This window comes from Alcanivorax sp. DG881, assembly GCF_000155615.1.
GTDB lineage: Bacteria > Pseudomonadota > Gammaproteobacteria > Pseudomonadales > Alcanivoracaceae > Alcanivorax.
Genome location: NZ_DS989915.1, coordinates 3011623 through 3026716 on the forward strand (window position 1 = coordinate 3011623; position 15094 = coordinate 3026716).

At 57.4% G+C, this 15094-nt stretch carries 20 protein-coding genes; 16 read left to right on the plus strand and 4 right to left on the minus strand.

What is annotated here, in order from left to right; genetic code table 11:
- Positions 1–8: 8 nt before the first annotated feature.
- The 15 genes from rpsN (at position 9) to ADG881_RS13685 (ending at position 7815) form a co-directional block, all read left to right on the plus strand.
- A complete protein-coding gene (gene rpsN / locus ADG881_RS13620) occupies positions 9–314 on the plus strand; it encodes a 30S ribosomal protein S14 (RefSeq protein ID WP_007148355.1) in 306 nt (101 codons plus the stop codon).
- Between the two features lie 31 nt (positions 315–345).
- A complete protein-coding gene (gene rpsH, locus ADG881_RS13625) occupies positions 346–738 on the plus strand; it encodes a 30S ribosomal protein S8 (protein ID WP_007150648.1) in 393 nt (130 codons plus the stop codon).
- Between the two features lie 31 nt (positions 739–769).
- Positions 770–1303 carry a 50S ribosomal protein L6 gene (gene rplF / locus ADG881_RS13630; protein ID WP_007150172.1) on the plus strand — a complete coding sequence of 178 codons (534 nt, stop codon included), beginning with the start codon at positions 770–772 and terminating at the stop codon, positions 1301–1303.
- Positions 1304–1320: 17 nt separating this feature from the next.
- Entirely contained in the window at positions 1321–1671 is a 351-nt protein-coding gene (gene rplR / locus ADG881_RS13635; protein ID WP_011587701.1) for a 50S ribosomal protein L18, read from the plus strand.
- 12 nt (positions 1672–1683) lie between these two features.
- Positions 1684–2181, plus strand: coding sequence for a 30S ribosomal protein S5 (gene rpsE / locus ADG881_RS13640; protein ID WP_007149291.1), 498 nt, complete (start codon positions 1684–1686; stop codon positions 2179–2181).
- Positions 2182–2205: 24 nt separating this feature from the next.
- Positions 2206–2388, plus strand: coding sequence for a 50S ribosomal protein L30 (gene rpmD, locus ADG881_RS13645; RefSeq protein ID WP_007149547.1), 183 nt, complete (start codon positions 2206–2208; stop codon positions 2386–2388).
- Between the two features lie 3 nt (positions 2389–2391).
- On the plus strand, positions 2392–2826 hold the full coding sequence (gene rplO / locus ADG881_RS13650) for a 50S ribosomal protein L15 (protein ID WP_007151502.1): 435 nt from the start codon (positions 2392–2394) through the stop codon (positions 2824–2826).
- An 11-nt stretch (positions 2827–2837) separates the two neighbouring features.
- On the plus strand, positions 2838–4220 hold the full coding sequence (secY, locus tag ADG881_RS13655; RefSeq protein ID WP_039926807.1) for a preprotein translocase subunit SecY: 1383 nt from the start codon (positions 2838–2840) through the stop codon (positions 4218–4220).
- Between the two features lie 17 nt (positions 4221–4237).
- Positions 4238–4354 carry a 50S ribosomal protein L36 gene (rpmJ, locus tag ADG881_RS17420; protein ID WP_008928865.1) on the plus strand — a complete coding sequence of 39 codons (117 nt, stop codon included), beginning with the start codon at positions 4238–4240 and terminating at the stop codon, positions 4352–4354.
- A gap of 116 nt (positions 4355–4470) precedes the next feature.
- The gene (gene rpsM, locus ADG881_RS13660) at positions 4471–4827 is read left to right on the plus strand and encodes a 30S ribosomal protein S13 (RefSeq protein WP_007150589.1); all 357 of its coding nucleotides are present in this window, start codon (positions 4471–4473) and stop codon (positions 4825–4827) included.
- A 36-nt stretch (positions 4828–4863) separates the two neighbouring features.
- The gene (rpsK, locus tag ADG881_RS13665; protein WP_011587706.1) at positions 4864–5262 is read left to right on the plus strand and encodes a 30S ribosomal protein S11; all 399 of its coding nucleotides are present in this window, start codon (positions 4864–4866) and stop codon (positions 5260–5262) included.
- Positions 5263–5278: 16 nt separating this feature from the next.
- Positions 5279–5911, plus strand: a complete 633-nt coding sequence (rpsD, locus tag ADG881_RS13670; RefSeq protein ID WP_007148340.1) for a 30S ribosomal protein S4 — start codon at positions 5279–5281, stop codon at positions 5909–5911.
- 20 nt (positions 5912–5931) lie between these two features.
- On the plus strand, positions 5932–6939 hold the full coding sequence (rpoA, locus tag ADG881_RS13675) for a DNA-directed RNA polymerase subunit alpha (RefSeq protein WP_007150795.1): 1008 nt from the start codon (positions 5932–5934) through the stop codon (positions 6937–6939).
- Between the two features lie 49 nt (positions 6940–6988).
- Positions 6989–7372: a 50S ribosomal protein L17 gene (rplQ, locus tag ADG881_RS13680; protein WP_011587709.1), complete on the plus strand. Its 384-nt coding sequence runs from the start codon at positions 6989–6991 to the stop codon at positions 7370–7372.
- Between the two features lie 107 nt (positions 7373–7479).
- Positions 7480–7815, plus strand: coding sequence for a DOPA 4,5-dioxygenase family protein (locus ADG881_RS13685; RefSeq protein WP_007150909.1), 336 nt, complete (start codon positions 7480–7482; stop codon positions 7813–7815).
- A gap of 20 nt (positions 7816–7835) precedes the next feature.
- On the opposite strand, the gene ADG881_RS13690 is transcribed toward ADG881_RS13685, so the two are convergent.
- The 4 genes from ADG881_RS13690 to ADG881_RS13705 form a co-directional block, all read right to left on the minus strand.
- A complete protein-coding gene (locus tag ADG881_RS13690) occupies positions 7836–8213 on the minus strand; it encodes a hypothetical protein (protein ID WP_007148712.1) in 378 nt (125 codons plus the stop codon).
- A 124-nt stretch (positions 8214–8337) separates the two neighbouring features.
- Positions 8338–9663, minus strand: coding sequence for a glycerophosphodiester phosphodiesterase family protein (locus ADG881_RS13695; RefSeq protein WP_039926810.1), 1326 nt, complete (start codon positions 9661–9663; stop codon positions 8338–8340).
- 199 nt (positions 9664–9862) lie between these two features.
- Positions 9863–12685 (minus strand): excinuclease ABC subunit UvrA, encoded by a 2823-nt coding sequence (uvrA, locus tag ADG881_RS13700; RefSeq protein WP_007150119.1) that lies wholly within the window; start codon positions 12683–12685, stop codon positions 9863–9865.
- A 120-nt stretch (positions 12686–12805) separates the two neighbouring features.
- On the minus strand, positions 12806–13456 hold the full coding sequence (locus ADG881_RS13705; protein ID WP_007148438.1) for a response regulator transcription factor: 651 nt from the start codon (positions 13454–13456) through the stop codon (positions 12806–12808).
- Positions 13457–13721: 265 nt separating this feature from the next.
- Between ADG881_RS13705 and ADG881_RS13710 the strand changes: the two genes are divergently transcribed.
- Positions 13722–15089 carry an MFS transporter gene (locus ADG881_RS13710; RefSeq protein ID WP_007151147.1) on the plus strand — a complete coding sequence of 456 codons (1368 nt, stop codon included), beginning with the start codon at positions 13722–13724 and terminating at the stop codon, positions 15087–15089.
- The last annotated feature ends 5 nt before the right edge of the window (positions 15090–15094 follow it).

Below are 15094 nucleotides of genomic sequence, written 5' to 3' on the forward strand. Positions count from 1 at the left end.
GATTTATCATGGCTAAAGAATCCATGAAAAACCGGGAAGCAAAACGCGCTAAGCTGGTTCAGCGTTTTGCCGCCAAGCGCGCAGCGCTTAAGGCGATCATCCAGGATCCCAATGCAGAACCTGAAGCGAAGTGGGATGCTCAGCTTCAGCTGCAAAAAATGCCGCGCGATTCTTCCCCGGTTCGTCAGCGTAATCGCTGTCGCATCACCGGTCGTCCGCACGGTTACTACCGCAAGTTCGGCCTGAGCCGGATCAAGCTGCGTGAAGCAGCAATGCGCGGTGATGTTCCCGGTCTGGTAAAAGCCAGCTGGTAAGCCAAGAGTTAGGTAGCGGAGCGATTGCGGCATGAGCATGCAAGATACCCTGGCGGATATGTTTACTCGTATCCGTAACGCCCAAATGGCCAAGAAAGTACAGGTAGAGATTCCTGCGTCAAAAGCAAAGGAAGCTGTTGCCAAAGTACTGAAGGACGAGGGCTATATTGCAGGTTACGAAGTAACCAGCGATAAGAAACCGGTAATGACGGTTGAGCTGAAGTATTTCGAAGGCAGCCCAGTGATCGAAAAGATCGCACGGGTAAGCCGTCCTGGTCTGCGGGTTTACAAGTCCGCTGGTGAGATCCCCAAGGTTAAAGATGGCCTTGGTGTTATGATCGTATCCACTAATCAGGGCATTATTTCTGACCGCGCAGCGCGCAAAGCCAATGTTGGTGGCGAGCTGATCTGCGAAGTGTCCTAACAGAAGCGGCGTAGACAGGTTAGGTGCAACAATGTCTAGAGTAGCAAAAAATCCGGTAAATCTGCCGAAGGGCGTCGAAGTTAAAGTCGATGGCCAGAAAGTCGCCGTAAAAGGTGGCAAAGGCAGCCTGGAGCATGAAGTTCACGAGCTGGTAGCCGTGTCCCTGGAAGAAGGCGTGATGTCTGTTAAGCCTCACGACGACTCCCAGAAGGCCTGGGCTTTGGCCGGGACTACCCGTGCTCTGCTGAATAACATGGTAACCGGCGTAGCCGATGGGTTTGAGCGTAAGCTTCAGCTCTTGGGTGTTGGTTACCGCGCACAGGCTCAGGGCAAGGTGTTGAACCTGACCCTCGGGTTTTCCCACCCGGTGGCTTACGAGTTGCCTGAAGGGATTACCGTAGAAACCCCGAGCCAGACTGAAATTGTCATTAAGGGCATTGATAAGCAACTGGTTGGTCAGGTTGCAGCCAATGTTCGGGCCTTCCGTCCGCCTGAGCCCTATAAGGGTAAAGGGGTGCGCTATGCTGATGAGCAAGTGCGCCGTAAGGAAGCCAAGAAGAAATAATCGTCGAGATTGATGCCATGAAAGACAAAAAAGTTGCACGTCTACGCAGGGCCAAGCGCACTCGTCTGAAGATCCGCGAGTTGGGCGAAGTTCGTCTTTGCGTACATCGTACCCCGCGTCATATTTATGCGCAGGTAATCTCTGCGGCAGGCGACCAGGTACTGGCTTCTGCCAGTACAGTGGAGAAAGATTTGCGTGCTGACGCTACCGGCAACGCTGATGCAGCGACCAAAGTTGGTCAGATTATTGCTCAGCGTGCCAAAGAAGCGGGCATTGAGCGCGTAGCCTTTGACCGTTCTGGTTTTAAATATCACGGTCGCGTAAAGGCGCTGGCTGATGCCGCGCGTGAAAACGGGCTTGAATTCTAAGGGTGCTTGGTTATGGCGAAGGTTGATCCCAACGAAGGTCTGCAGGAAAAACTGGTTCAGGTAAACCGGGTTGCTAAAGTAGTAAAAGGCGGCCGTATTTTTGGTTTTACCGCGTTGACTGTAGTGGGTGACGGCAAGGGCAAAGTTGGCTTTGGTCGTGGCAAGGCGCGTGAAGTGCCTGCTGCTATCCAGAAAGCCCTGGAAGCTGCCCGCCGCAACATGATTCAGGTAGAGCTGAACGGCTCTACCATCCAGCACCCAATGAAGGCCCGTCACGGTGCCTCCAAGGTGTACATGCAGCCGGCCGATGAAGGTACCGGTGTGATTGCCGGCGGTGCCATGCGTGCCGTGCTGGAAGTCGCAGGCGTTCAGAACGTACTGGCCAAATGCTATGGCTCCACTAACCCGGTAAACGTGGTTCGGGCTACTTTCAATGGTCTGAAATCCATGGCTTCTCCGGAATCTGTGGCTGCCAAGCGTGGCAAGTCTGTTGAAGAGATTCTGAACTAAGCGCAGATAAGCGGAATCGATACGATGGCTGAAAAGATCAAGGTAAAGCTGGTTAAAAGCACCAACGGCCGGCTCGAAAAGCATAGGGCCTGTGTGCGTGGTCTCGGTCTGCGCCGTATTGGCCACACCGTTGAAGTTGAAGATACCCCGTCAGTACGAGGCATGATTAACAAGGTCTCGTACCTGGTGCAGGTAGAGGGAGAATAAGTGATGCGTCTTAATGATTTGCATCCTGCTGAAGGTTCCCGTCCGGAAGGTAAGCGCGTAGGTCGCGGTATCGGTTCCGGCTTGGGCAAGACTGGTGGCCGTGGTCATAAAGGTCAGAAGTCTCGCTCCGGTGGTACCGTGAAGCCAGGTTTCGAAGGTGGTCAAATGCCGCTGCAGCGTCGTGTGCCGAAGTTCGGCTTCACGTCCAAGCTGGCAATGGGTACTGCTGAAGTCCGTCTTGCTGAGCTGGCAAAAGTGGAAGGTGACGTGATCGACCTGGCTTCTTTGAAAGCAGCCAACGTTGTTCGCCGTGACATGAAGCGGGCCAAGATTGTTCTGCAAGGTGAAATTGATCGTGCAGTGACCGTTCGTGGTGTGGCCATTTCCAAAGGCGCCCGTGAAGCGGTTGAAAAAGCTGGCGGTAAAGTCGAAGAGTAAGGCTGCGCTTTATGGCGAAGAATCGCGCTCAAACACTAAATGGCGGTGCGCCGAAAGCTGACGGTAACGCAATGCGTGAACTGTGGCGGCGGATCGGTTTTCTGTTGGGCGCCCTGGTGGTGTTCCGGGTCGGGGCGCATATCCCGGTCCCGGGCATGAACCCGGAAGCGTTGCAACAGATGTTCAACAATAACCGGGACACCATTCTTGGCCTGTTCAACATGTTCTCTGGTGGTTCACTGGAGCGCATGAGTATCTTTGCGTTGGGCATCATGCCCTACATTACAGCCAGCATCGTGATTCAGCTGATGACGGCCGTAGTGCCCACACTTGAGCAGCTTCGTAAAGAAGGTGAGCAAGGGCGGCGCAAGATAACCCAGTACACCCGTTATCTGACGGTGGCACTGGGGGCGATTCAGTCTTTTGGTATGGTGGCCGGCCTTAACAGCCAGGGCATTACGCTACTGCCTGAAACAGCCAGCACCATGCAAATTGCCAGCTTCTACTTTGTGGCAGTCAGCACCCTGGTAACGGGTACTGTCTTCCTGATGTGGCTGGGTGAACAGATTACCGAGCGCGGTATCGGCAATGGTATCTCCATGCTGATTTTCGCCTCCATCGTGTCCGGCCTGCCTGGTGCGGTGGCGCAGACGTTTGAATCTGCGCGTACCGGCGACCTCAGCCTGATCATGATGCTGTTTGTGTTCCTGGTCGCCATGGCCGTGATTTTCGGTGTGGTGTACGTGGAGCGCGGGCAACGCCGTATTACGGTAAACTATGCGCGCCGTCAGCAAGGGCGTCGTGTGTATGCAGCACAGCAGAGTCATCTGCCGCTGAAGGTGAACATGGCAGGGGTGATTCCTGCGATTTTTGCCAGCTCTATATTGCTGTTTCCGGCGTCCCTGACCCAGTGGTTCAGTGACTCCAATCCGGATTCATGGTGGGGCCAGGCACTGCGTAATGTCAGTGAAGCTCTGCTGCCGGGTACACCGCTGTATATTCTGCTGTTTACCCTGGCAATTGTGTTCTTTTGCTACTTTTATACAGCGCTGGTGTTCAATCCGAAGGATGTCGCTGACAACCTGAAGAAATCCGGTGCTTATATTCCGGGCATTCGCCCGGGCGAGCAGTCCGCTCGCTATATCGACACGGTGATGGGGCGTTTGACTCTGATCGGTGCGGTATACATGACGCTGGTGTGCTTACTGCCGCTGGGTCTGCAAGCTGTTGCCAATGTGCCCTTTTACCTGGGCGGCACCTCTCTGCTGATCGTTGTGGTAGTGGTAATGGACTTCTGGTCGCAGGTTAATTCGCACCTGACGTCCACCCAGTACGAGAAGTTGATGAAGAAATCCAACCTGAAAGGGTATGGTGGCACCGGTCTGGTGCGTTAACGAACGAGGCGAGTGCGATGAAAGTTCAGGCTTCTGTAAAGAAGATCTGCCGTAACTGCAAAGTGATCCGTCGTAAGGGGCGTGTCATGGTAATCTGCAGTGCCGAACCCCGGCACAAGCAGCGCCAGGGTTAAGGTTTAGTCTTCTTTTAAGTGTTTGGTTGAAATTCAGTCGGTGTAGCGCTAGACTCTGCCGCCTTTCGGCGCCTGTGAGCCTGGCGCCACCCGTTTTGTGAATCGGAGATATTCGGATGGCCCGTATTGCAGGCGTTAACATCCCGGAAAATAAGCACACGGTGATTTCTCTCACCTACATCTTCGGGATCGGTCGCACCCGCGCAGCATCAATCTGCGTAGCGACTGGTATTGAGCAGACCGCGAAAGTTCGCGAGCTGACCGGTGAGCAACTTGATGCCATTCGTGGCGAAGTTGCCAAGTTCTCTACCGAAGGTGACCTGCGCCGGGAAATCAACATGAACATTAAGCGTCTGATGGACCTCGGTTGCTACCGTGGTATTCGCCATCGTCGCGGCTTGCCGCTTCGCGGTCAGCGTACCAAGACCAATGCGCGCACCCGTAAAGGTCCGCGTAAACCGATTCGCAAATAAGCTGAATTAGACAGCGGCTGGATTTGGATAGGCATTATGGCTAAGTCAAAGAAAGATAGTGGCGCACGTCGTAAGAAGGTAACGCGCACCGTTGCGGACGGTATTGCGCACGTGCACGCTTCCTTCAACAACACCATCATCACCATCACTGATCGTCAGGGCAATGCGTTGTCCTGGGCGACCTCCGGTGGTGCTGGTTTCCGTGGTTCCCGTAAAAGCACCCCGTTTGCTGCCCAGGTGGCGGCTGAAAACGCGGGCAATGCTGCGAAGGACTACGGTCTGAAAAATCTTGAAGTGCGGGTGAAAGGCCCCGGTCCGGGTCGTGAATCTTCTATTCGCGCCCTGAACGGCTGCGGATACAAGATCACCCATATTGAGGACGTAACGCCGATTCCCCATAACGGTTGCCGTCCGCCTAAAAAGCGTCGCGTGTAACGGGAGTTAGAGCAAGATGGCAAGATACATCGGTCCCAAGTGCAAGCTTTCCCGTCGAGAAGGCACTGATCTGTTCCTGAAGAGCGGTATCCGCCCTCTGGAATCCAAGTGTAAAGCTGAGCAGGCTCCTGGCCAGGCTGCTGGTGCAAGCGGGCGTCGCCCGGCACGGCTGTCTGACTACGGTGTTCAGCTGCGCGAGAAGCAAAAAGTTCGTCGTACCTATGGTGTGCTGGAAAAGCAGTTCCGTAGCTACTACAAGAAAGCGGCCGCTTCCAAGGGCGCAACAGGCGAAGTCCTGCTGCAGCTGCTGGAAGGCCGTCTGGATAACGTGGTTTACCGCATGGGCTTTGGTTCTACCCGTTCCGAAGCGCGTCAGCTGGTTAGCCACCGTGCCATCCTGGTTAACGGCCAGTCTGTGAATGTTGCGTCTTACCAGGTGAAGCCTGGCGACCAGATCAACGTTCGCGAGAAGTCCAAGAACCAGCTGCGCGTGAAGAACGCCATGGAGCTCGCTCAGCAGCGCGGCTTTATGCCGTGGATTGAAGTTGATGACAAGAAGCTGGAAGGTACCTACAAGGCGAAGCCTGAGCGTATCGACCTGCCTGCCGAGATCAACGAAAATCTGATCGTCGAGCTGTACTCCAAGTAAGGACTGCCTGAGGGATCTCTATGACCGCCGTGAACGACTTTCTCACGCCCCGCTCGATCGCGGTCAACGCGATCAACCAGACCCACGCCAAAGTGGTTCTGGAACCGCTGGAGCGTGGTTTTGGCCACACTCTGGGGACTGCGCTGCGCCGCATCCTGATCTCCAGCATGCCCGGCTGTGCGATCACCGAAGTGGAGATCGACGGTGTGCAGCATGAATACTCTTCTATCGAAGGGGTTCAGGAAGATGTGATCAACATCCTGTTGAACCTGAAGGGCGTTGCCCTGCAGATGGAAGATCGCGAAGAAGCGACCCTCGAGCTGGTCAAAAAAGGCCCGGGCGCTGTAACCGCGAATGACATCCAACGCGATCACAGCGTTGAGATTGTTAATCCGGATCACCTGATCTGCACCATCACCGGCGACACCGAACTGCGTGTGAAGCTGAAGGTTCAGAAAGGGCGTGGCTATGTTGCTGCGGATTCCCGTCAGTCTGAAGACGACGAGACTCGTGGTATTGGCCGTCTGCAGCTGGATGCCAGCTACAGCCCGGTTCGTCGCGTGGCCTATGTGGTTGAAGCGGCCCGTGTTGAGCAGCGTACTGACCTGGACAAACTGGTTATCGATCTGGAAACAGACGGAACCATTGATCCGGAAGAAGCGATTCGTCGTGCAGCAACGATTCTGCAGCAGCAGATTGCGGTGTTTGTAGACCTGGAGCAGGATGCCAAGCCTGAGCCGAAGCAGGAGCGTGAGGAAATCGATCCTATCCTGCTGCGTCCGGTGGATGATCTTGAGCTGACCGTTCGTTCCGCTAACTGTCTGAAAGCGGAAAACATCTACTACATCGGTGATCTGGTACAGCGTACCGAGGTTGAGCTGCTGAAAACCCCGAACCTGGGTAAGAAGTCGCTGACCGAGATCAAAGATGTGCTGGCCTCTAAAGGTCTGTCACTGGGCATGCGTCTCGAGAACTGGCCACCGGTCAGCCTGCGGGATGATGACCGGCTGAACACCAAATTGCGCTAATTAGTTGTTGTGGACGCTGTGAAGCGCCCCTGAACATAGGAACAGAATCATGCGTCATCGCAAAAGCGGCAGAAAACTGAATCGGAACAGCTCTCATCGTCAGGCGATGTTCCGTAACATGGCTGTGTCTCTGCTCGAGCACGAAGCGATCAAGACCACTCTGCCGAAAGCCAAAGAGCTGCGTCGTGTGGCTGAGCCGCTGATCACTCTGGCTAAGGAAGACTCCGTCGCTAACCGTCGTCTGGCTTTCGACCGTACCCGTTCAAAGGAAATGGTTGGTAAGCTGTTCAACGAGCTGGGTCCTCGTTACCAGGAGCGTCCGGGTGGCTACATCCGCATTCTCAAGATGGGTTTCCGTGCGGGCGATAACGCACCGATGGCCTATGTTGAGCTGGTTGACCGTCCTGAACTGGTTGACGCTGACGAAGAGTAAGCGTTAACCGTTCCAGAAGAAACCGGGCCCTGTGCCCGGTTTTTTTGTGCCTGTTGCAAGTGTGAAAGCATCGGCTATGCTGGAGTTGTCATTAACGGGCACAGCGTATGGCGATTAACGGTTTTCACGCACACGTCTATTTCGACGAACAGACCTTTTCCCAGGCGGCGGCTCTCTGCCAGGCTGCCCACCAACACTTTTCCGTGCCCATGGGCCATATGCACCGCAAGCCGGTGGGGCCGCACCCATGTTGGAGCTGTCAGCTGACCATCCCGCGCCGTTTGGCAGGGGAGGTTATTCCCTGGTTAATGGCCAGCCGTAACGGCCTAACCGTGTTTGTGCATGGCCTCAGTGGTAACGATCTTCGTGATCATACGGAGTTGGTGATGTGGCTGGGGGAGAGCCAGCCACTGGATTTAAGTATTTTTCAGTTCTCCGCCTGACAAGGTTGTGCCTCGCTTTTCTACCCTTGTGCGACCGTCCTTCCCCGGTAAATAACGGCCTTTTGTGTCGAGCGCGAGCGTGTGGGCGTTTGTCTGGCGGTTTCGGGCGCAGGGCTGATCGCTTGTCCCCGGTAGCGTCGCACTGCTGGTGCGGGCGGCTGCTGTGGTTCCGGGTCGGCGCCTTCCAGCTTGAGTAGTGCAAGCCGAATTTCACCGTACAGCCGTTGGAGCCCCTGAGAGCGGGTATGGCCGGCGAAGTGAGCCAGCTTGAAGCGCAGTTGTGGGTCGGTGAGGGAAAGGTTTTCGTCGAACTCGGCGCGGATCAAGCGCCGACACTGATTGACCAGATTAACAATGTTGTACTGCATCAGCCAACGGTGGTCCGGGGTGGATTCCATACTGGTACTCCTCGGCCTGTGTATAGCCTGGTACAAAGCAGAAAGCGTGCCATCAATTCAGGCCCGCCTGGGGACGATAATGCCCCGCCACAGGGCGGGCGGGGCAAAGTGTGGTGCGGCTGCGCTATTGTCGTGCGTGGGAGCGTGGGGCGCGGTGTTGTCGCAGGCAGTTGGCATAAAAGGTGGTGGTGGCGGGCCAGTCGGAAAAGACACCGATGACGCCCACCTGGCGAGCCAAAACATCCAGTAGCGTCAGGGTGTCACCGTCGTTATTGGTGGCCGAAGGAATACTTTGGTAATACCAGCCGCCGCCGTTGGCCAATGGTCCGGAGCGCTCCAGGGACCAGGCAATCATATCCAGACCGGCCTGTTGTGCGGAGCGGGCATAGACGCTGGGGATGATACGGTTCTGGGCATCGGTGGTGACCAGCATCCATAGCGGCGGGGCGATGATGTTGACCCCGTAGCCTTTCAGCGTTGCCATGTCGGGCTGCCAGGTGCCGGGGTTTTGCGGGTCGAGTCCGCTGCTGTCACGGCCGTCCAGGTAGACCGCCTGACGGCCAAAGGCCGGTGTGGCCGATAACCAATAGCGAACATCCTCCAGATTGAATGATTGTGGATAGACGCGGTGGGGACTGACGCCGGCCTCTTGGTAGTCACGGATCATTTGCCGTGCATAGTCCTGCTGGCTGTAGTCGCCCTGGTAGGGCATGGGAACTTGAGGGGCCTTCAGTTCCGGGGTCATTTTGACTCCCAGCTGGCGGAACAGGGCGATGCTTTCCTGGTGGCTGAGCAGGGTGCCGCGCTGGCGGTAGAGCTCGGTGCGCCAGTCGGGGGTGCCATTCAGGTACTCGTCAACGGTGGTGGCTTGAGGGTTGGCGCCATCCATCTTCCCTTTCAGGGTTTTGAATTGGGCCAGAGTGATGTCACTGGTACAGCATTTCGCACTGGCGGCGCGTGTGCCATCAAACGGGCTGAACGGTTCGCTGCACTGGTTGGCCAGTTCGGTTTCCAGGATGTTGGTGGTGGTATGGAGATCGCACTGTGAATGACGGCAAACCAGCTCCCGATCTTTGGTAAAGGTAACGTCACATTCCACAATGCCTGCGCCCATACGCGCTGCTGCACGGTAGGATTCTTCAGTATGCTCAGGGAATTGCAGCGGTGCGCCGCGGTGGCCGATGGAAAAGTCGCTTCGTCGCTGCGGGCGGCGCTCCGCGGCGCAGGCCTGCAGAGCCTCTTTGACTGGCCCGCTGTCCATATCAGAGACAAGGTAATAGGGGCGAGGGCCGAGCGATACGCTACTGCTGTGGACCGCGGCGTGGTGTGGCGCTTTGCGATTGGCGTCACCTGGTGTGTTGTGATCAGGTGCCTGAGCGGCACAGGCTACAGCTGCGGCGCCCATGGCCAGTGCTGCGATGCAGCCTTTCAATGCATCAATCCGTTTCATGACTCGCCTCCATGTTGGTGATTGAGGGGGAGTCTGAAGGTCAAATATGACGGGCTGGTGGGGAGCAGGCTGCGGCTGCGTGACAGGGCGTGGAAATGTGCTGTTCGTCACGGCGAAACTCCTGCGGTGGCCCTTTAAGGAAGAGACGGACAGGGGCTTGGCGTCCTCGCCGCCCCGTGCCGGTATCAGGCTGGCCGCATTATTTCAGCATGGGTTTGAGGAAGCGCCCGGTATGGCTGCCTTTCACCTTGGCGACGTCTTCCGGGGTGCCTTCGGCGATGATTTCACCGCCACCGTCACCGCCCTCGGGACCCAGATCCACGATCCAGTCAGCGGTCTTGATCACATCCAGGTTGTGTTCGATCACCACCACAGAATTACCGTGGTCGGCCAGGCGATTGAGTACGTCCAGCAGGAGCTGGATGTCATGGAAGTGCAGGCCGGTGGTGGGCTCGTCGAGGATGTACAAGGTGTTGCCGGTATCCCTGCGTGACAATTCCTTGGCCAGTTTGACCCGCTGGGCTTCGCCGCCGGATAGCGTGGTGGCTGCCTGGCCGAGTTTCACATAGCTGAGGCCCACATCCATGAGGGTCTGGAGTTTGCGTGCCAGCGACGGTACGGCATCGAAAAACTCGCGGGCATCCTCGATAGTCAGGTCGAGCACTTCGAAGATATTTTTACCCTTGTAGGTGATTTCCAGGGTTTCCCGGTTGTAGCGTCTTCCTTCACAGACTTCACAGGGAACATAGATGTCGGGCAGGAAGTGCATTTCTACCTTGATGACCCCGTCACCCTGGCAGGCTTCGCAGCGACCCCCTTTCACGTTGAAGCTGAAGCGCCCGGGTTTGTAGCCGCGGGCGCGGGCTTCCTGGGTGCCTGCGAACAATTCCCGCACCGGGGTGAAAATACCGGTATAGGTGGCCGGGTTGGAGCGCGGGGTGCGACCGATGGGGCTTTGGTCGATATCCACCACCTTGTCGAAATGCTCAAGGCCGTCGATGGACTCATGGGGGCCCGCGGTCAGGGTGGTGGCCTTGTTGAGTTTGGTGGCCGCCAGCGGGTACAGGGTGCTGTTGATCAGCGTGGACTTGCCGGAGCCGGACACGCCGGTGATGCAGGTCAGCAACCCGACCGGAATATTCAGCGGGTGCCCTTTCAGGTTGTTGCCGGTGGCGCCGTGCAAGGTCAGCCAGCGATCGTCATTGTGCTCCCGGTGCTGGGCGGGAATGGCGATTTGCTTGCGGCCAGACAGGTAATCACCGGTCAGTGAAGCGGGGTTGTCCGCCACGTCCTGGGCGCTGCCCTGGGCGATAACCTCGCCGCCGTGGACTCCGGCTCCGGGACCGATATCGATGACGTGATCAGCCAGACGAATAGCGTCTTCATCGTGCTCCACCACGAGCACCGTATTGCCCAGGTCCCGCAGGCGGGTGAGGGTGCTGAGCAGGCGTTCGTTGTCGCGCTGATGCAAGCCGATTGATGGCTCATCCAGCACATACATCACGCCCACCAGGCCGGCGCCGATCTGGCTGGCCAGGCGAATACGCTGGGCCTCGCCGCCAGAGAGGGTTTCTGCGCTGCGCTCCAGCGTCAGGTATTCCAGTCCCACGTTAACCAGAAACTGCAGGCGGTCACGGATTTCCTTGAGAATCTTGTCGGCGATTTCGCCTCTGCTGCCGGGCAGCGTGAGCTCGCTAAAGTAGGCGTGGGCCTTGCCCACCGCCAGACGCACCACTTCCGGCAGGGTAGTCTGTTCAATAAAGACATGGCGGGCGGCTTCGCGCAGGCGCGAGCCGTTGCAGCTGGGGCAGCTGGAGGTCGACATGTAGCTGAGCAGGTCTTCGCGCACCGCATCGGATTCGGTTTCCCGGTAACGGCGTTCCATGTTGGGAATGATGCCCTCGAACGGATGGTTACGCTTGATGATATCGCCGCGGTCGTTCAGGTAGCGGAATTCGATGCTTTCCTTGCCGGTGCCATGTAGCACCTTCTTGCGGACCTCCTTGGGGAGGTCTTTAAATGCCGCGTCCATGTCGAAACCAATGCTCTGGGACAGGGAATGGAGCATCTGGAAGTAATAGACGTTGCGTCGGTCCCAGCCTCGGATGGCGCCTTCGGAGAGAGACAGCTCGTCGGAGTTGATCACCTTGCCTTCATCGAAGAACTGTTTCATGCCCAGGCCGTCACAGCTGGGGCAGGCACCGGCCGGGTTATTGAACGAGAACAGGCGAGGCTCCAGTTCCGGGATCGAGTAGCCACAGCTGGGGCAGGCGAATTTCGCGGAAAAGGTGGTTTCCTCGCCGTCGCCATCCATGGGCGCGATCACCGCGATATCGTCGGCCAGGTTCAGGGCGGTTTCGAAGGATTCCGCCAGGCGGTTCTGCAGGTCGTCACGGACCTTGAAGCGATCCACCACCACTTCGATGGTGTGCTTCTTGTTCTTGTCCAGGTCCGGGGTGTCGTCCATGTCGTAGATGCGGCCATCAATGCGTACCCGGATAAAGCCCTGGGCGCGCAACTCCTCGAACAGGTGAACGTGCTCGCCTTTCTTTTCGCGGATGACCGGGGCCAGCAGCATCAGCTTGCTGCCTTCTTCCATGGTCAGCACCTGGTCCACCATCTGGCTGATGGTTTGCGCGGCAAGCGGGGCATCATGCTCGGGGCAGCGGGGCTCGCCGACCCGGGCGAACAACAGGCGCAGATAGTCGTAGATTTCGGTGATGGTGCCCACGGTGGAGCGCGGGTTGTGGCTGGTGGACTTCTGTTCAATGGAAATCGCCGGGCTCAGCCCTTCGATGTGGTCCACATCGGGCTTTTCCATCATCGACAGGAACTGGCGGGCGTAGGTGGACAGCGATTCCACATAGCGGCGCTGACCTTCCGCGTACAGGGTGTCGAACGCCAGGGACGATTTGCCGGAACCGGACAGGCCGGTAATAACCACCAGCTTGTCCCGGGGAATATCCAGGTCCACGTTCTTCAGGTTATGGGTGCGTGCGCCACGAACCAGAATGGTATCCATCTACTGCCCCTGAGTACTGTCAAAATGAACAGGGCAGTATAAGGGACGCTGGACGCTCGACGCCAGACGCAGGATGCGAAAAGCCGGCGTCAGGCATTTGGCGTCTTGCGTCAGGCGTGGTTACAGGTTTTCCTGGGCCCAGTTCACCGCTTGCAGGCGGTTGGAGGCGTTGATTTTCTTGAAGATGTTGTAGATGTGGGTCTTGATGGTGTGCGGGCTCAGATTCAGGCTGCTGGCGATTTCCGAGTTCTTGGCGCCGGTGGCCATGACTTTCAGCACTTCCACTTCCCGGTCTGTCAGGCTGACCTCGCTACGGGAGAACGTCTTGTTGAAGGTCCGGCTCTTCATCAAATAGGTCTGCAGGACGGCGCGCGGGAACCACAGCTCGCCGTCGAAAATGGCCTTGATGCCTTTGCTGAGCAGGGCCTGGGGGCAGTCGTGCTGAAAGCCGCCGTTGACCATGGGAAGCCCGGCCAGTTTGGAGAGTGACTCATCGCTGTCCACGTTGAAAACGGCGATCAGGACATCGCTTTCCACTTCCTGGTCGGCTTCCAGCAAGTGGGCGATGACTTCATTCACGTCCACTGAGTGGTAGTCCACCAGAAACAGGTTCTGGTTCTGTTCGCGCAGGATCTCGGTGGTGATATCCAGGGCGGTGGGAATGCTCTTGGCTGCCACGTCTTCCTTGACGAGAAACTCTGTAAGCAGGGCGTTTTGCAGCTGTTGGCTGCCGACCACGTAAACTTGCTGGGTATGTTCTTGGCTATTCATTGGCCCCGTCCGTGATTGCTCAGGCAAACACCTAAGAAAAAAAACTGATCAGCCTGTCAATTTATCACCGCTTTGGCGGGGGTTCAATTTGATGCAGTCGAGTTTTACCGATTTCACGATCAAAGGTTGTGGACCGGGTCTTCCGGGCACTGGTCCTGACGGTGCCGGAATCTGCTACACTGCGTGCCCTTTTGTATCGGCCGGGGTTGCGGCAGCTGTGTGCTGCGGTGCAGCGGCCTCTCCGGGTTAGGAGCGATCACGGTTCATGACGGCATCATCTTCCCATGCCCTGCAGCGGACAGAACTGAAAACCACGGGTTATCTGGCAACCATTTTCGCGTTGCGGATGTTTGGTTTGTTCATGATCCTGCCGATTTTTGCAGTCTACGGGCAGGCCCTTGAAGGGGCTTCGCCGCTTTTGATCGGTACGGCCATTGGCGCCTATGGCCTGATGCAGGCATTGCTGCAGATTCCGTTTGGCATGCTGTCGGACCGTTTTGGTCGTCGTCCGTTGTTGTTAATTGGCCTGTTGCTGTTTATTGCCGGTGGCGCAGTGGCGGCCATGAGTGACCATATTTACGGAGTGATTGCGGGGCGGTCGCTGCAGGGGGCCGGGGCCATCGCCAGCGTGATCATGGCGTTGATTGGTGATGTGGTGACGGAAAAGCACCGTACCCGGGCCATGGCGCTGATCGGCATGTCGGTGGGCGGCTCTTTTGTGCTGGCGCTGATTCTTGGCCCCCTGCTGGCGGGCTGGCTGGGCTTGTCCGGCCTGTTCTGGATGACCTCGGTGCTGGGGGGCTTTGCCTTGCTGGTTGCTTTTGTGGTGCCGGCTCCGAAAGCCTTGCAGGGTGAGGCATTGCCCGCGTCGGAGCGCTTCCGCCGCGTATTGGGCAGTAAGACATTGCTGCGTTTCGATGTGGGCATTTTTAGCCTGCATCTGATCATGACCGCATCCTTTGTGGTGGTGCCTGCCCTGCTTAGCGAGCGCCTGGGGCTGACGCTGCAAAGCCACAGCTTGTTGTATCTGGCGGTGCTGGTGGCAGGGTTCCTGGCCATGGTGCCCTTGATTATCCGGGCGGAGCGCCGCGGAGCGGTGCCCATGAAGCGTCTGGCAGTAGTGTTGCTGGCGGTTTCCCAGTTGCTGCTGGCGCTGGCTGGCGCGCAATTGTGGCATTTTGTCCTGGCCTTGCTGGTTTTCTTTACGGCTTTTAACCTGCTGGAAGCCTTGTTGCCCTCGCTGGTGGGGCGCGCTGCCCCGGCCGGCACCCGCGGAACGGCCATGGGGGTGTATTCCACCAGCCAGTTTCTGGGCGTGTTTGTCGGCGGGCAAATGGGTGGCGCGCTGTATCAATGGGTGGGCGCGGAAGCCGTTTTTTATGGCTGCGGTGCACTGGCGCTGATCTGGCTGCTGGTGTTGGTGGGGATGAAAGAGCTGCCCAAGCTGGATAACCGGGTTCTGCCGTTGTCGCCCGGGCAGGACTGGCAGGCCCTGACTGAGCGGCTGAAATCCGTGCCCGGGGTGGTAGAAACAGTGATTGTAGAAGAGCAGGCCCTAGCTCTGCTGAAGGTGGATGCCGGCCAGCTGGATGAGCAACAGTTACAGGGTGTCGCCGGAGCCGGACAAAGCTGACACAA

What these genes read in the sequence shown, in the direction of transcription:
- ADG881_RS13685 (WP_007150909.1), top strand. Translation starts at nt 7,480, where the DNA reads ATGGCGATTAACGGTTTTCACGCACACGTCTATTTCGACGAACAGACC.
- ADG881_RS13705 (WP_007148438.1), bottom strand. Translation starts at nt 13,456, where the DNA reads ATGAATAGCCAAGAACATACCCAGCAAGTTTACGTGGTCGGCAGCCAA.
- rpsH (WP_007150648.1), top strand. Translation starts at nt 346, where the DNA reads ATGAGCATGCAAGATACCCTGGCGGATATGTTTACTCGTATCCGTAAC.
- rpoA (WP_007150795.1), top strand. Translation starts at nt 5,932, where the DNA reads ATGACCGCCGTGAACGACTTTCTCACGCCCCGCTCGATCGCGGTCAAC.
- ADG881_RS13690 (WP_007148712.1), bottom strand. Translation starts at nt 8,213, where the DNA reads ATGGAATCCACCCCGGACCACCGTTGGCTGATGCAGTACAACATTGTT.
- rpsN (WP_007148355.1), top strand. Translation starts at nt 9, where the DNA reads ATGGCTAAAGAATCCATGAAAAACCGGGAAGCAAAACGCGCTAAGCTG.
- rpmD (WP_007149547.1), top strand. Translation starts at nt 2,206, where the DNA reads ATGGCTGAAAAGATCAAGGTAAAGCTGGTTAAAAGCACCAACGGCCGG.
- rpsE (WP_007149291.1), top strand. Translation starts at nt 1,684, where the DNA reads ATGGCGAAGGTTGATCCCAACGAAGGTCTGCAGGAAAAACTGGTTCAG.
- rplR (WP_011587701.1), top strand. Translation starts at nt 1,321, where the DNA reads ATGAAAGACAAAAAAGTTGCACGTCTACGCAGGGCCAAGCGCACTCGT.
- rpsD (WP_007148340.1), top strand. Translation starts at nt 5,279, where the DNA reads ATGGCAAGATACATCGGTCCCAAGTGCAAGCTTTCCCGTCGAGAAGGC.
- rpmJ (WP_008928865.1), top strand. Translation starts at nt 4,238, where the DNA reads ATGAAAGTTCAGGCTTCTGTAAAGAAGATCTGCCGTAACTGCAAAGTG.
- ADG881_RS13710 (WP_007151147.1), top strand. Translation starts at nt 13,722, where the DNA reads ATGACGGCATCATCTTCCCATGCCCTGCAGCGGACAGAACTGAAAACC.
- ADG881_RS13695 (WP_039926810.1), bottom strand. Translation starts at nt 9,663, where the DNA reads ATGAAACGGATTGATGCATTGAAAGGCTGCATCGCAGCACTGGCCATG.
- rplF (WP_007150172.1), top strand. Translation starts at nt 770, where the DNA reads ATGTCTAGAGTAGCAAAAAATCCGGTAAATCTGCCGAAGGGCGTCGAA.
- rpsM (WP_007150589.1), top strand. Translation starts at nt 4,471, where the DNA reads ATGGCCCGTATTGCAGGCGTTAACATCCCGGAAAATAAGCACACGGTG.
- rplO (WP_007151502.1), top strand. Translation starts at nt 2,392, where the DNA reads ATGCGTCTTAATGATTTGCATCCTGCTGAAGGTTCCCGTCCGGAAGGT.
- uvrA (WP_007150119.1), bottom strand. Translation starts at nt 12,685, where the DNA reads ATGGATACCATTCTGGTTCGTGGCGCACGCACCCATAACCTGAAGAAC.
- secY (WP_039926807.1), top strand. Translation starts at nt 2,838, where the DNA reads ATGGCGAAGAATCGCGCTCAAACACTAAATGGCGGTGCGCCGAAAGCT.
- rpsK (WP_011587706.1), top strand. Translation starts at nt 4,864, where the DNA reads ATGGCTAAGTCAAAGAAAGATAGTGGCGCACGTCGTAAGAAGGTAACG.
- rplQ (WP_011587709.1), top strand. Translation starts at nt 6,989, where the DNA reads ATGCGTCATCGCAAAAGCGGCAGAAAACTGAATCGGAACAGCTCTCAT.